This window comes from Dyadobacter sandarakinus, assembly GCF_016894445.1.
Classification (GTDB): Bacteria; Bacteroidota; Bacteroidia; order Cytophagales; family Spirosomataceae; genus Dyadobacter; species Dyadobacter sandarakinus.
The window spans coordinates 2519808-2534057 of the sequence record NZ_CP056775.1; the positions used below are offsets into that span (position 1 = coordinate 2519808).

Annotated in this window: 11 protein-coding genes and 1 tRNA gene; 3 read left to right on the forward strand and 9 right to left on the reverse strand. The window is 50.0% G+C overall.

What is annotated here, in order from left to right; genetic code table 11:
• Positions 1 to 4: 4 nt before the first annotated feature.
• The gene (locus HWI92_RS10155; protein WP_204663352.1) at positions 5 to 1039 is read left to right on the forward strand and encodes a phosphotriesterase family protein; all 1035 of its coding nucleotides are present in this window, start codon (positions 5 to 7) and stop codon (positions 1037 to 1039) included.
• On the opposite strand, the gene HWI92_RS10160 is transcribed toward HWI92_RS10155, so the two are convergent.
• From HWI92_RS10160 to HWI92_RS10195, 8 genes are all read right to left on the reverse strand, one after another.
• The gene (locus tag HWI92_RS10160; protein ID WP_204663354.1) at positions 1036 to 2334 is read right to left on the reverse strand and encodes a sensor histidine kinase; all 1299 of its coding nucleotides are present in this window, start codon (positions 2332 to 2334) and stop codon (positions 1036 to 1038) included. The genes HWI92_RS10155 and HWI92_RS10160 overlap by 4 nt on opposite strands.
• The gene (locus HWI92_RS10165) at positions 2331 to 3704 is read right to left on the reverse strand and encodes a sigma-54-dependent transcriptional regulator (protein ID WP_204663356.1); all 1374 of its coding nucleotides are present in this window, start codon (positions 3702 to 3704) and stop codon (positions 2331 to 2333) included. Before HWI92_RS10165 ends, HWI92_RS10160 begins: the two co-directional genes overlap by 4 nt.
• Positions 3705 to 3739: 35 nt before the next feature.
• The gene (locus tag HWI92_RS10170; protein ID WP_204663358.1) at positions 3740 to 4906 is read right to left on the reverse strand and encodes an ABC transporter permease; all 1167 of its coding nucleotides are present in this window, start codon (positions 4904 to 4906) and stop codon (positions 3740 to 3742) included.
• Positions 4907 to 4938: 32 nt separating this feature from the next.
• The gene (locus HWI92_RS10175) at positions 4939 to 6180 is read right to left on the reverse strand and encodes an ABC transporter permease (protein ID WP_204663360.1); all 1242 of its coding nucleotides are present in this window, start codon (positions 6178 to 6180) and stop codon (positions 4939 to 4941) included.
• A gap of 492 nt (positions 6181 to 6672) precedes the next feature.
• Positions 6673 to 7335, reverse strand: coding sequence for an ABC transporter ATP-binding protein (locus tag HWI92_RS10180; protein ID WP_204663362.1), 663 nt, complete (start codon positions 7333 to 7335; stop codon positions 6673 to 6675).
• A gap of 202 nt (positions 7336 to 7537) precedes the next feature.
• Complete coding sequence (locus HWI92_RS10185) at positions 7538 to 8983, reverse strand: TolC family protein (protein WP_204663364.1); 1446 nt, start codon at positions 8981 to 8983, stop codon at positions 7538 to 7540.
• Positions 8980 to 10224: an efflux RND transporter periplasmic adaptor subunit gene (locus tag HWI92_RS10190; protein WP_204663366.1), complete on the reverse strand. Its 1245-nt coding sequence runs from the start codon at positions 10222 to 10224 to the stop codon at positions 8980 to 8982. The genes HWI92_RS10185 and HWI92_RS10190 overlap by 4 nt, the downstream gene beginning before the upstream one ends.
• A gap of 171 nt (positions 10225 to 10395) precedes the next feature.
• Positions 10396 to 11658 (reverse strand): asparagine synthetase B, encoded by a 1263-nt coding sequence (locus tag HWI92_RS10195; RefSeq protein WP_204664450.1) that lies wholly within the window; start codon positions 11656 to 11658, stop codon positions 10396 to 10398.
• Between the two features lie 125 nt (positions 11659 to 11783).
• Between HWI92_RS10195 and HWI92_RS10200 the strand changes: the two genes are divergently transcribed.
• On the forward strand, positions 11784 to 13028 hold the full coding sequence (locus HWI92_RS10200) for an ABC transporter permease (RefSeq protein ID WP_204663368.1): 1245 nt from the start codon (positions 11784 to 11786) through the stop codon (positions 13026 to 13028).
• Between the two features lie 99 nt (positions 13029 to 13127).
• Positions 13128 to 13211 (forward strand) — tRNA-Leu (locus HWI92_RS10205).
• Between the two features lie 123 nt (positions 13212 to 13334).
• Here the strand turns inward: HWI92_RS10205 and HWI92_RS10210 are convergent.
• Positions 13335 to 14237: a helix-turn-helix domain-containing protein gene (locus tag HWI92_RS10210; protein ID WP_229249266.1), complete on the reverse strand. Its 903-nt coding sequence runs from the start codon at positions 14235 to 14237 to the stop codon at positions 13335 to 13337.
• Positions 14238 to 14250: the final 13 nt, after the last annotated feature.

Sequence of the window (14250 nt, forward strand, 5' to 3'; positions counted from 1 at the left end):
TCGCATGGAGGTGCTTGCAGGTGATCTTACCCCTAGCAATCCGGGGAGGAGACAATTTCTTAAATCTGCTGCTGCGGCAACAATTTCCTGCCTGATCCCGCATCCGCCGCGTATGATCCAGACGGTAAAAGGTCCGGTTGCGGCCAGCCAGCTGGGGACCACACTGATTCACGAGCATGTACTGGTTGACTTTGCCGGTGCCGACAAAATCAATCCTGACCGCTGGAATATAGACGAAGTTGTCAGGAAAGTGCTCCCTTACCTGACCGAACTGAGGCATCGTGGCTATAACACACTCTTTGAATGTACGCCCGCCTACCTGGGTCGCGACGTGCGCCTGCTGCAAAAGCTTTCGGAACAATCGGGCATACAGCTTGTGACCAACACAGGCTACTATGGCGCCTCCGATAATAAGTATCTTCCCCGGCACGCCTTTACCGAAAGTTCCGGCCAGCTTGCGGCGCGCTGGATCAGGGAATTCGAATATGGCATTGACAACACCACCATCAAACCCGGTTTTATCAAGACGGGTGTAAATCCTGGCAGACTGTCGGAAATACATCGAAAACTGATTACGGCGGCAGCGATGACCCATTTGAAAACTGGCTTAACGATTTGCTCGCATACCGGCCCGGCGCTGCCTGCCGGAGAACAAATTGAGATTCTTGAGAAAAACGGAGTTGCTGCCAGCGCATTCGTTTGGGTACATGCGAGCGGTACCGACGACGATTTTCTAAAAACAGGAAAAAGGGGATGCTGGATCAGCCTGGACGGCATCAGTGAGCAGACTATCAGAGAGGATGTCCGCCGCATTGCTTTTTTGAAAGAAAAAAACATGCTTGGGCAGGTACTGCTTTCGCATGATGCAGGATGGTATAAGCCGGGAGAGCCGGAGGGCGGCACATTCCGGGGCTACACGTTCATCGCCGACAAGCTTGTTCCACTCCTCCGTGCAGAGAAGTTTTCTGACAGCGATATTACCCGTTTGCTCGTCAAAAATCCGGCAGAAGCATTTTCAATACGGATCAGGAAGGTTTAGGCAACCTTTGTTTTAATACCAATGTAAAAGACCGTCCAGCCATCCGCCTCAGTTTGCAATGTAAAATCAAAACCATGATGCAAGAGGATCTCCCGGGTGAGTGTAAGACCGATCCCCTGCCCATCGCGTTTGGTAGAAAAAAACGGGTTGAAAAGCTGTGAGGCGGCACTCGGATCAATGGGCCGGCCATTGTTGCGGATCACGAGGGCATCTTCCGAAACCCGGATCTGCACTTCATTGCCGGGCGCACAGGCTTCCACGGCATTTTTGATCACATTTACCAGCACGTGTTCCATTTGTCCCTTGTCCATAGCGGCCACTACCCGGCCGGAGGCAAGCATGCACTGGATACTTACGCCTTTGCGGGCTGACATAGGCTCCATAAACCGGCCCATATCCGAAACGAAGCCATTCACCTCTACCGGTGCTTTCACAGGCAGCGGCAATCGGACCACGTCAGCAAAGTTGCGCATGAAACGTGTCAGCTCCCGGTTGCGCTCGGATGCTACCTGCAGTGCGTCCCTGATGTCGTCAAAATCGTCGGTGCCGGAGTAGCTCTGTGCGGTTTGCAAGATAGAGTCGGTAGCGCCCAGCGTATTGTTGACTTCGTGTGCCATCATGCGAATCACCTTTCCGTATGCATTTTTTTCAGACTCAAGAAGCTCGCTCGTCAGTTCCTCGACAAGCAAAAACGAGCGCGCAAAGCCGCGGTCCATAAAGTGCGACCGCTGTACTTTAAAGGTGGATATTCCATTGGTTTTCAACACCCTCGATTCACCATCGGGCAAATGAACGAGCTCTGCCAGCAGGGTATGTCCCGTATCTTCCAGCTTTTTACCGAGCAAATGTTCCTTCCCGAACTGAACCCGCGCTTTCTCGTTCATGGACTGAATTTGTCCGTCGAAATCGAGGACTATAATGGAGATCGGAGAAGCTTCGATCAGCTTTTCGAGGAAGAAATGCTGCTCGTGCAGGCGTGTACGCTCCTCGCGCAGCTGGTCGATCATGAGGTTATACACCTCGATGAGGGTATCTACCTCCCCTTTTCCGGTGGGCACAAATTTGATTGAAAAATCCTGGTCCTTGATCGCCTCGATCCCCGACCTTACGAACTCAATGGGCTGCATAAAATTGCGGTATAGCTGAATGGAAACAACGGCAGACAAGAGCAAAAACACCTCGGAACCAATAAAAAGGGCCTTGTTCTGAAAAAGGATTTTATAAACCAGAAACACCAGGACTACATGCAGTGTGACGATGTAGATGATGTACTTCAGGCGGGTTGATAGGCTCATATTTCCTCAGCGTCGTAAGAGATACCATACTTTTCGAGCCTGCGATAAAGCGCAAACCGCGTAATTCCCAGCGACCGGGCTACCTTACTTACTTTATTTTGATGAAACTGCATGGCTTTATTGATCATCTGAAACTCCATTTCTTCCAGCGTGAGCGTTCCTACCTCAGGAAAGTGCGACCGGACAGATGCCTGCGGGCCGCCGTGCAGGTTGCTTTGAAAATCAGCAATGTCCAGCAAATCCTTTCCCGAAAGCAGCACGGTACGCTCGACAAGGTTTTTTAGCTGACGGATGTTCCCCTGCAGCGGCAAAGTCCGGAGCCACTTTAATGCGGCGCCGGTAAGCTGCAGGCCGGGGCGCTGATAGATGGTTTTCAGGTTATTTACAAAAAATTCAGACAGTACCGGAATGTCCTCCGGGCGTTCGCGGAGTGCAGGCAGTTTAACGGTAATCAGGTTAATACGATAGTACAGGTCTTCCCGGAAAGTGCCCTGAGCCACCATATCTTCGAGGTTCCGGTTGGTAGCACAAATGACCCTGACGTCCACGGTCCGGCTTTTGCTGCTGCCCAGCGGCTCAAACGTACGCTCCTGCAGAACCCGCAGCAGCTTCACCTGACTGGCCAGGTCGAGCTCTCCGATTTCGTCCAGGAAAATGGTACCCTTATGCGCCATTTCAAAACGGCCGGCACGGTCAGTCTTGGCATCCGTAAATGCACCTCTCACATGCCCGAACAATTCGCTTTCAAATAAGGTGGACGAGATTCCTCCTAAATTCACCTTGATAAAAGCGCACTGCCTGCGCTTGCTGTTGAGGTGGATGGCTTCGGCGATCAGCTCTTTGCCGGTACCACTCTCCCCTGTGATCAGGACGGGCGCATCGGTGGGTGCTACTCTGCCAATGGTTTGTAAAATATCAAGTAGCCTCGGATCCTGCCCTACAATGTTTTCAAAGTGGTACTGCTGGTCGAGCTTTCGGCGGCCGGCAGAAGCGGGTGCGGGTGCGGCAAGGTTCAGGATGGTACGTACAGACTGCACCAGGTAATCGTTTTGCCAGGGCTTTGTAATGAAATCGACAGCCCCTTCCTTCATGCCGCGTACCGCCAGGTCAATGGTACCCCAGCCCGTAATCAGGATCACAGGCACGGCAGGCGCGGCTTTCCTAATCCTGCCCAGCAGCTGCATTCCCTCATCGCCCGATGTTTCGATCGAAAAGTTCAGGTCCAGCAGGATCAATTCGGGCGTTTCAAGTTTCAGCAATTCCATCGCTTCACGCGGCGAGCCGGCTCCTTTTGTTGCATAGCCCTCTTTTTTCAGGAGCAGCGTCAGAGAAGTTCGGATGGCAGGATCGTCGTCGATAAGAAGGAGCATAGACAACCGGGTTGTTCGGTGTTAATTGTTAAATTCTATTCTTCGTGCAGGGCTGTGGCTGGATGAATGCGGGACGCTTGCCGGCTGGGAAACCAGGCGCATAGCGTAACAATCAGGTAAATCACCACGATTGCTGCCCCGATTGCCATGATGTAAATGTCACTGTTCAAATCAAAAACGTTCATGATTGGAAATTGTATGGCGAAAATCAGTCCCAAAAGCAGGCTAAATGTAGCCAAAACCCATATTTCACCCAGGAACTGACCTGTAACTTTTCCTTCTGTCGCCCCCATCGCCCTTCTCAGACCGATTTCACTTTTCCTGCGCGCGATGTTCAGGTTGAGGATACCGAATAACCCGAGGGCAACATTCACCAGCAAAAAGCCGCAGATCACCAGAAAAATCACCACCGGGATCACTGTAAACTTTACCCGGTTGGCTTTCGACTCTTTCAGGTAACCTACTTCAATACCCCAGCCGGGTACCATGGCCGCAATTTCACGTACCATTCGGGCTTCGAAGTTTGCATCCGTACCCGGCCGGGTGCGCACAAGAATATTGGAATTCCAAGGATCTTTCTCGCCCACCATCTGGAATACCGCCGGAATGTCCGACATAAATTCACCCCTCGATTTATAGATGTCCACGACGCCTACTACCTGTACCGTGGCATTGTCGCTTACTTTCACCAGTTTACCCAATGGATTTTCATTCTCGAAAAGCTTTTCCTGCAATGCTTTATTGATGACAACAGGCTGGTACTTGGACGCCCTGTCCGTGTGGCTGAACCATCTGCCCAAAGTAAGCGGCATGGCAATCGTTCTGGCAAACTGATCATCGGTATAGTAAAAGTCGCCCCCTGTTGAAATATTCTTGTAGCTCACCGAATTACCGATCTGATTAGCCGAAAACGGGGTATTACCGCTGGACTGGGAAGCCAGCTGTACTTCCTGGTAGGACCGCACCCGCTTCAACACCCTTTCAAGTTTTTCGCCCACTGCCACCGTATCCTGATTGGCAGAGAGTTCGATGTTCCATACGTTTTCGTATTGGAACCCGAGGGGCCTCAGGTAATTTTTCAGGTTAAAAATAATCATAGCCAACACGCCGAAAAGCACCAGAAAGGATGCCCAGATCTCAATGATCAGCAGCGAGTGGGCGCCTTTTTTGTTCCAGATCAATTTAAATAAATGCCTTATCATGGGTATGTTCAGTTGAAAAAATGTCAGATAACTTACGCTTTCAGGGCATCCACTACTTTGAGCCGGGACATCCGCAATGCAGGTAGCACGCCGGAAAGAAGTCCGAAAGCCAGACAGACGGCAATGCTTGTGAGGAAAACGGTAAAGTTGATCGTGAGGTCGGCATGAGCGATCCAGCCACTGGAATTGATCAGGTAAATGATCAGTACCGAGAGCGCCAGGGCGAACGTTCCTCCGATGAAAGTGATAAAAATGTTTTCGATGATAAACTGAAAAAGCAATGCCTTTGCCGGTGCCCCGAATGCTTTCCGTACACCTATTTCAGAAGCGCGTTCCAGAATGCGGCTGACGTTGACATTTACCAGATTAATGGCAGGCAGGCCCATGATCATCAGCACAACCAGGGCTGCAACGGAATAAAAGATCAGCTTTTGCGCATCGCTCCGTACAAACGTATTGAGAAAATGGTCGAAGAAGCTGTCGGCCCGCACGATCAGCACCGGGTACTGCTTGCTGTCGGGAATTTCTGCCTTCGGGATCCGTGCGATATGATTGTTAAATTCAGCCTGTATGGCGGGCAGGTCGGCGGCAGATTTCGCCAGTACCATCGCAACATACCGGCCGCGCACGCCTTTGTTTTCATAATTGCTCTTGGGCGCCGTGTACGGAAAGTAGACGTCCGAATACGTGTACACGCGTGTCGGCGGGCTCCCTTTTATCACACCTACTACCCGGTACCGGATACTTTCTATGTTGATGTACTTGCCGGTAACTGCTGCGCCGGGTTCAAAATACTCGTCGCGCAATGCATCGGTAATCACCACTACATGTTCTGCATTGGCAATATGGTTTTCATCGTAGGGTTTGCCTTCCAGGAACCGGAATGTGGTTACGCGCCAGAAATCAGCATCCGTATACTTGGTGTTCAGCTTGATGCGCTTCCCATGGACATAGGTATTTGAAAAACTGAAGTTTGAAAAAATCGATACCCGCTCGGGCGTTTTGAGCGACTTGGCATATTTTTTCAAAAACTCAAAGCTGGCCGGTCCGGACGACATGGTAGTCTGGCTTGAATCAGTTTGCAGCACCAATGCAATATACAGCGAGCGAAAACGGTTGCCCTCCGGATAATGTGACGCAAAAAGATGGTCGAGAAAAGAGGTCAGCACCATCAGGACGGTCAGTGTAAGACTGATCCCGAACAACGTAATGAATGTATAGAAAGGATGCCGCAGCAATACTTTCCAGGCGATTTTCAGGTAGTTGGAGAGCATATTTAATGATTGAATGAGTGAATGATTGAATGACTGAATGGGGGAGTTGGGAGTTAGTGAGTTAGTGAGTTAGTGAGTGAGTTGGGATGAATGAATGGGGGAAGTTGTAAGTTAGTGGGTGAGTGAGTGAGTGAGTTGGGATGAATGATTGAATGACTGAATGATTGAATGGGGATGAATTAGTGAGGGAGTGAGTTAGTGATTTTTGGAGTATTGGTGGGGTGAGAGATTTTTTGGATTGGGATTATTGAGTTTTTATAGTGTTGGATTGGTGAGTTTGGGAACTGTTTGGATTATTGAATTTATTAAGGTGATTTGTCAAGCAGATCTGTTTTTTCAACTTATCTCAACCTTCCTCAGTCACTCACTCACTCAGTAATTCACTCACTCGCTAACTAGATCCCTCACTCACTCACTCACTCACTCACTCACTCACTCACTCACTAACTCGCACCTCCCCATTCAGTCATTCAATCATTCAGTCATTCAAAACTAACTAACCTGCGTCCCGTCAAACAGCCTCACCAGCCGGTGGGTCTTTTTGGCCATGGCGTCGTCGTGGGTGACCATGACGATGGTAGAGCCTTCCTGGTTCAGATTCTGGAGAATACTCAGGATTTCGTTGCCCATGGCACTGTCGAGATTGCCCGTCGGCTCGTCGGCCAGGATGATCTCGGGCTTGCCTACAATGGCCCGCGCGATGGCAACACGCTGCTTTTGCCCGCCGGAGAGTTGTTTGGGAAAATGCTTCATCCGGTTGCTGAGCCCTACTTTTTCAAGCGCCTCCTGGGAAAGCCGTCTCCGCTCAGCGGCAGATCCGCTCCGGTAAAGCAGGGGAATTTCAACATTGTCCATCACCGAAAGATCATTGATCAGGTGAAAGCTCTGGAAGATAAAACCCAGTTTCTGGTTGCGCATGCTTGCGAGTTCCTTGTCGGTGTATCGCTCCACCCGGCTGCCGTCAATCTCAACCTGCCCTTGCGAAGGTGCATCCAGCAGGCCCATAATGTTCAGCAGTGTACTCTTACCACAGCCCGAGGGGCCCATAATGGAGACGAACTCTCCCTTTCTGACATGCAGATTTATATTGTTCAGTGCCAGCGTTTCAATAGCACTTGTGCGGTAAACTTTCTCGACGTTCTGAAGTTTGATCATGGGAATTTAATGATTGAATGATTGAATGACTGAATGACTGAATGTGTGAGTTAGTGAGTTAGTGAATGTGTGAGTTATTGGGTTAGTGAATTTTTGATTAAGTGAGTGGGTGTGTGAGTGAAATTTTCCATCCTCCTTCCTCCATTCTCCTTCCTCCATCCTCCATCCTCCTTCCTCCTTCCTCCCATTCAATCATTCAAAACTACTCCGCTGCCAATAACTTCCTGCCGGCTTCAAAATCATATAAGGTCAGCAGGCGGAGACTGTAATAGGATCGCCAGTAATCGCGGAGGGCAATGATGTAGTCACGCCGGGCAATGTCTTTTTCCTGCGTCGCAATCCCGAGGTCGGTAACGCTGAGGTCGCTCAGTATAAAGCGTTCTTTTGCAATCTGATATCGGTCCGCCGCGATAAGATCTGCCGTTCGCGTGAGCCTGACCTGTTTCTGCAGCATTTGTAAAAGGGTAACCTGCGTAAATATTTCCTGTTCAAAAGTCAGCTTTTCCTGCTCCACCGACTGTACTGCGAGTTCCTGATTGGCCCGGGCTACTTCGGTACGCGCACGGTTACGTCCCCAGGTCATGATGGGCAGGGTAAATTTCAGTTCTACAAACTCCCGGTCCTGCGGGTGCCTGTACACATCCGTAGGTCGCACCCCCTGATTGGAGAGACCGAATGTGGCATTCAGCGATGCATTCAGCCCGTTTTCTTTGTGGGCAAACTGCACATCCATCTCTGCTTCCAAGAGCTTGCGCTGAAATGCGACGGCGTCTGCCCGGTTCTCAAACGCTTCGCTGAGCGCCACTTTCGGGTCAATCTCAAACTCGGCAGCTTCCGCGGGGATGGCGAGTGCCAGCTCCCGTCCGTCCCTCGAACTCAGGAACATTTTCAACTTCAGCGAAGCGACCGCAGCAGCCTGGTCAGCGGATGCCAAGTCCTTCTGAGCGGTAAGTAATCCCATCTGCAATTGCAGAAGATCGTTTTTGGACACTTTTCCCAATGCAAGCTTGTGTTCGGCGATCTTGTACAGCGTATCATTGTTGCTCCGGTTTTTCTCGGCAATATCGAGGTTAACCTGCGCCACAAGCAACTCAAAGTACAAGGCAGTAACATCCAGTGAAACCTGCTCCATATCCGCAACATACTGCTGGTTGCCTTCCCTGAACTTCAGCGGCTGGATTTTGCGGTCCCATTTCATCTGATTAAACCGGAACAAGGGCTGACTGAATCCGATTTCTACGGGAATGCCGTTGTAGCGGGTATTATCGCGCACAAAGTCATCGAACCGCTGCAGTTGTTTTTGCACATACAAAGTACCGCCGGTTACCGCAACGCTCTGACTGAGTGCGAGGTTGAGCAGCGAGTTGTTGTTGGAAACCGGCTGGAATGATACCGTCCCATCAGGCTGCACCACCTCAATGTACGACCGCGTAAATCCCGGCACTGTCCCGCTCAGTGCCAGCTGAGGCCGGAAGTTGGCCTGAAAAGACCGGTACTGCCAAAAATTGGTTTTCTTCTGGGTACTCGCCTGCTTGGATGCAATGGATTGGGTGCGTGCTAGCTGTACCACTTCCGACAAAGTAAGCGGCTGCGCATTTATCTTGAAAACAGCCGCCAGCAACAAAAGGGTGAGCAGAAGTTTTTTCATTGGATCGTAAGCTGTTCAAGGTGCTCGTAACTGTTCATGTCCGTGAGGATCACCTTGTCACCGGGCCGCAGCCCGCTTTTGATCTCAACAAAATCAAAGTTGGAGAGCCCGGTTTCAACCTCCCTGCGCACCGCCCGCCCGTTTTCAACCACAAAAACATACTGTTTCCGCTTGCCTGTAAAAGCAGGACCATTCGCTACGCGGACCGTACGGGTGCTTTTACTGGTGACAACATACACTTCAACCTTCATGTTTGGGCGCAGCAATTCGCTTTTTGCATTGTCCAGCTGAATCACAAACTGGATGATTCCGTCTTTCACGGCCGGCTTCACCTGCGTAATCACGCCCCGGAGATCATTGTCATTGAGCCTGGTGATTACGGCCAGTCCAGCCTTGACCTGATCTGCATATACGTCCGAACAACTTCCCTCCACACGAAAGCTCCCCAGGTCGGCCACTTTCGCGAGTATCTCACCCTCGTTTACCGATGAACCTATATTTTCGTTTACCCAGGTCAGTACGCCGGTGCGGTCGGCAACAATATCTGCCATTTTCAGCTTATGCTGCATTTCTTCCAGGTTTTTCCCTTCGATGCGTGCACCAAGTTCTGTTTCTTTAAGGCTCGCACTCATCGACTCGCGGTTGTAGCTGAGGTCATTTTCCAGCTGCTTTTTCTCTAACTGGGCAATTTTCAGCTGGTTTTCGGCCCTGGTCACATCTTCGGCTGTGCCGCCTCCTACTTTCTGAAGTCGCTTGGCATCTTCAAAGTCGGCTTGCAGCTTGTTGATATTGAGCAGCTTGATTTTATCCACGATCTCTGCATCAAAGAGGTTCTTGTTCAGCTTCATCCGCAGCTGCTCAATTCCGTTCTTTTTCAGTTCGAGCTGGTCTTGGTATTTTTCAAATTCAATCTGTGTCAATGATTTGTCGAGTTCCACAATCGCCTGACCAGGCTTTACCCGGCTGCCGGGAGTCAGCAGAACGCGCCTGATGCTGGCACGGATGGGACTTGTAAAAACCTGCTCGTAAGCGGGGATCACCTCGCCGGAAGCAGTTAAGGTGTTTTCGACATCACCAGTTTCTACCACAGCAGTACGTATGCGTGCATTTTCAATGGTGCCGCTGAGTGATTTACGAAAATAGAAAATGCCCGCTGCCAGGACTGCCAGCGCGAGCAGGCCGGCAGTCCATCGTTTGTTTCGGGCGGATTTCACGTATTCGGGGGCTACTTCCCTATCCATGGAGGTGTTTGTTAACGGGTGATTTTCATGGCTGATATTACATCTGTTTATTAGAATATTATGCCAGTAGTTAACAAGCTGAAATAGAGAGTTTTATCAGTTTTTTGACAAACAAAAAACCGTGCGTTTCCGCACGGTTCGTTTGATATGGCACTGTTTGAAATGGCTTGTTTATGTTTTCAGCTTTTTCTTTTTGGCGGCCGGGAAAAGTACATTATTCAGGATCAGCCGGTACCCTGCGGAGTTGGGGTGCAGGTTGAGGTCCGTGGGCTCCTCGCCTACCCTGTGCTGGTAGTCTTCGGGATCGTGACCGCCATAGAAAGTAAAAAAGCCTTTTCCATGCGTACTGTGAATGTACCGGGCTTCCTTCACAGATTTATTTTCCGCCAGGATAATCACCTCAGGCTTGATCAGGTGATTTTTAAATGCCGTCGTCTGCCCCAGGAAACCTTTGATGATGGTCTGGTGATTCTGGGTAAGCATGCTGGGTACCGGGTCCCATTTGGCCGAAAACTGAAATAAGGAAAAGAAATCATTGGGTTCAAGCAGATTCCGTTCTTCTGGCTGGTTATCGATATCAGAAAACTCAACATCGTACGGCGTGGCAATGGTTTTAAAGTTTCTGAATGCAAAGGTATTATCAAAGTTGAGCTTACTGTTTGCGGTAGGATCTGCCGGGGTTCCGTCATAGGGCGTTTCCACGATATCGAGTCCCTCTGCTGCTAACGTAATGTCGAAGGTATCCGTGGCATTGCACATGGCAAACATGTACCCACCCCCGGTCACGAAATCGGCGATCTTCCTGGCGACTGCCTGTTTCATGGCAGGTACATTATTAAACTGGAACTTGCCGGCTGTTTCTTCTGCTTCCCTCTTTTGTTCGCGGTACCAGGGATAATCCTTATACTGGATAAACTTTCCGAACTGACCCGTAAAATCTTCATGGTGCAAATGCAGCCAGTCGTACTCCGGCAGCTTGCCTGTCAGCACCTCATCGTCGTACACCACATCGTAAGGGATTTCGGCATAGGTAAGTACGAGGGTCACGGCATCGTCCCAAGGCAGCTTTGACTTAGGGGAATAAACGGCAATTTTAGGCGCTTTCTGCAATTTTACGGCATCCATATTGACATCCGGCGCACTGATCTGGCTTAGGATTTGCCCTGCCTGACCTTCGGAGATCACTTCAAAGCTCACGCCGCGCACGGTCATTTCGGATGCAAACTGCTGGGTATAAGGTACCATAAAGCTGCCACCCCGGTAGTTGAGCAGCCAGTCCATCTCCATTTCGAAGTTTTTCAGGATCCAGTAAGAGATTCCGTAGGCTTTCAGGTGGTTCTTCTGGCTCTCGTCCATGGGAATCAGCAGGCGGTTTGCCATGCAGTTCAATGACAATCCCAAAAAAATGACGAGCGGGACAATCAGCCGCTTCACCGGTTTGAATCTTTCCTCTTTCATGTGCAGCTTTACAAAAGGCATTTATTATTCAATAAATATAAATAAACATTCCCGAAGGTAAACGACCCGATCCCGTTTATCGTACGCAAGCTGCCCGCCCTATGAACATCCGCGAAAACGTTGAGGAAGGTCTCCGCTCGATCCAGTCCAACCTGCTCAGGACCGTCCTCACGGCCCTCATCATTGCCATCGGTATTACATCGCTGGTGGGTATTCTTACAGCGATTGAAGGAATCCGTAACTCGGTCAATGCCAGCTTCGCAGACCTGGGTGCCAATACTTTTACCGTGAAGAACCGTGAAGACGACAACTGGCGGAACGGAGGCCGGCGCAACAAACAATATCCGCCGGTAAGCTTCCGGCAGGCACTTTCCTTTGCAAATCAGTTCCGGGAAGGGTACCAGGCTACTGCCTCCCTCTCCGCAGATATAGGCGGGGCCGTACAGGTAAACTATGGTTCGCGCAAAACAAATCCGAACAGCAGCGTAGTGGGCTCCGACGAGCAGTACCTGCAAATCAATGGCTACAAGATCGACCAGGGACGCAACCTGGATAAGAATGATATGGAAAAGTCGCTGAATGTGGTGGTGCTCGGGCAGGAGATTGCCATGAAACTTTTTGAGCGGCGTAATCCTGTGAACCGCGAAATCACCTTTATGGGCAGCAAGTACAAGGTGGTGGGCGTATTGCAGAAAAAAGGATCTCTCGGCGGCAACAATGATTCCGACAGGCTGCTGCTCATCCCGCTTACAAACGGGCGCGGACTGGCTGCCAACCGTGCACTTACTTACAACGTGACGGCTTCCGCCCCGAACATTTCGGATGGGGATTTTATCGTGGAAGAAGCCAGGGGCATTATGCGCAGGATCCGGAAGGACGAACTGGGCAAGGAAGATTCATTCACCATCGACCGGGCAGATGCCATGGCGAGAGATTTTGATGATATATCGGGTTACCTACGTATTGGCGGCTTTGGGATCGGCATCATCACGCTGCTGGGCGCATCCATCGCGCTGATGAACATCATGCTTGTTTCCGTAACCGAACGTACGCGGGAGATCGGCATCCGCAAGTCGCTGGGCGCAACGCCGCAGGTGATCCGTCTTCAGTTCCTGATCGAAGCCATCGTTGTTTGTATTCTCGGGGGAATTGTGGGCCTTATACTCGGCATTGTAGTGGGCAATGTCATATCGGCAGTGATCAGCTCTGAATTGTCCTTTGTGGTACCCTGGCTCTGGATGGCGATAGGAATTCTGGTGTGCGTGCTGGTGGGGGTGCTTTCGGGCATTTACCCTGCAATCAAAGCCTCCCGGCTGGATCCGATCGAAGCGCTTCGTTATGAATAAAGTATGAAAAAGCTGCCGGAATAATTATCGTTTTTTTAGCAACAGACTTGCTTAATACCATTTTCTGTCTACTTTTGCACTCCCAACAAATACGAGAATGCCCAGATGGCGGAATCGGTAGACGCGTTGGTCTCAAACACCAATGAGGTTACACTCGTGCCGGTTCGACTCCGGCTCTGGGTACGAAGGCCCTTCAACGAAAGTTGATGGGCTTTTTGCTTTTTGATCGAAATCAATGATCACTAAGTGTAGGAATTCCCCGATTAATCAACAATTTGGGTTCGACTTGGTTTTTGGTAAATATGCCTAGTTGAAAGAACGCCTGAAATCCAGGGGCGACATATTGGTTTTGAGCTTAAACAATTTGCTAAACGACGGCGGATGTTCAAATCCCAAGTCGTAAGCTATCTCGCTGATCGAGGCCTGGGTTGTCGATAATTGTTCCTTTGCCTTTTCAATCAGATGGTTATGAATGTGCTGCTGTGCATTTTGCCCGGTAAGGGATCGCAGCATATCACTCAGATAACTCGCACTGACATTCAACTGCTCAGCAAGAAACTGGACCGTTGGAAGCCCCTGCTTTTGTACGTCGGTTGACTGGAAGCAGTCGCTTAAAATTTCTTCTACCCTTTGCAGTAAATTGGTGCTTACCGCCTTGCGGGTAATAAACTGGCGTGCGTAGAATCGGTTGGAATAGTTCAGCAGCAACTCGATCTGAGAAATAACAACATCCTGACTAAAATTGTCAATTCTGTCTTTCAATTCTTCTTCAATGCTTTGAAAAACAGAGATGATCATGGTTTTTTCCTTTTCCGATAAGTGCAGCGCTTCGTTGGTGGAATAGGAGAAAAAACCATACTCTTTGATTTTTCTGGCAAGCTCGTAACCCAGTAAAAAGTCGGGGTGGAAAAGTAGTGTATAACCGGTTTGATCACTGAGTGGCAGGTGGCCTCCTGTGATCTGATTGGGTGAAACATAAAACATTCCGCCCTCGTCGAAATCGTAGTAATGCTGCCCGTATCTGAACTTTCCCTGGAAGTTCATCTTGTAGGAAATTTTGTAAAAATTCAGAATATGGGGACTGGGTAGCCTTTCCAGCGGAATGTTCCCTCCGGCATTATTGATCAAAGTTACCAACGGGTGCATAGGTGCCGGCATGTCCAGCGCCTTATGCAACCTTGATAAAGAATCGAATCTGTGGTTAGACATTTCGTCCTTCATA

Excerpts from the sequence above, each read along its gene's own strand:
- HWI92_RS10155 (WP_204663352.1), top strand. The coding sequence starts at position 5 with ATGGAGGTGCTTGCAGGTGATCTTACCCCTAGCAATCCGGGGAGGAGA.
- HWI92_RS10175 (WP_204663360.1), bottom strand. The coding sequence starts at position 6,180 with ATGCTCTCCAACTACCTGAAAATCGCCTGGAAAGTATTGCTGCGGCAT.
- HWI92_RS10185 (WP_204663364.1), bottom strand. The coding sequence starts at position 8,983 with ATGAAAAAACTTCTGCTCACCCTTTTGTTGCTGGCGGCTGTTTTCAAG.
- HWI92_RS10165 (WP_204663356.1), bottom strand. The coding sequence starts at position 3,704 with ATGCTCCTTCTTATCGACGACGATCCTGCCATCCGAACTTCTCTGACG.
- HWI92_RS10170 (WP_204663358.1), bottom strand. The coding sequence starts at position 4,906 with ATGATAAGGCATTTATTTAAATTGATCTGGAACAAAAAAGGCGCCCAC.
- HWI92_RS10160 (WP_204663354.1), bottom strand. The coding sequence starts at position 2,334 with ATGAGCCTATCAACCCGCCTGAAGTACATCATCTACATCGTCACACTG.
- HWI92_RS10210 (WP_229249266.1), bottom strand. The coding sequence starts at position 14,237 with ATGTCTAACCACAGATTCGATTCTTTATCAAGGTTGCATAAGGCGCTG.
- HWI92_RS10180 (WP_204663362.1), bottom strand. The coding sequence starts at position 7,335 with ATGATCAAACTTCAGAACGTCGAGAAAGTTTACCGCACAAGTGCTATT.
- HWI92_RS10200 (WP_204663368.1), top strand. The coding sequence starts at position 11,784 with ATGAACATCCGCGAAAACGTTGAGGAAGGTCTCCGCTCGATCCAGTCC.
- HWI92_RS10190 (WP_204663366.1), bottom strand. The coding sequence starts at position 10,224 with ATGGATAGGGAAGTAGCCCCCGAATACGTGAAATCCGCCCGAAACAAA.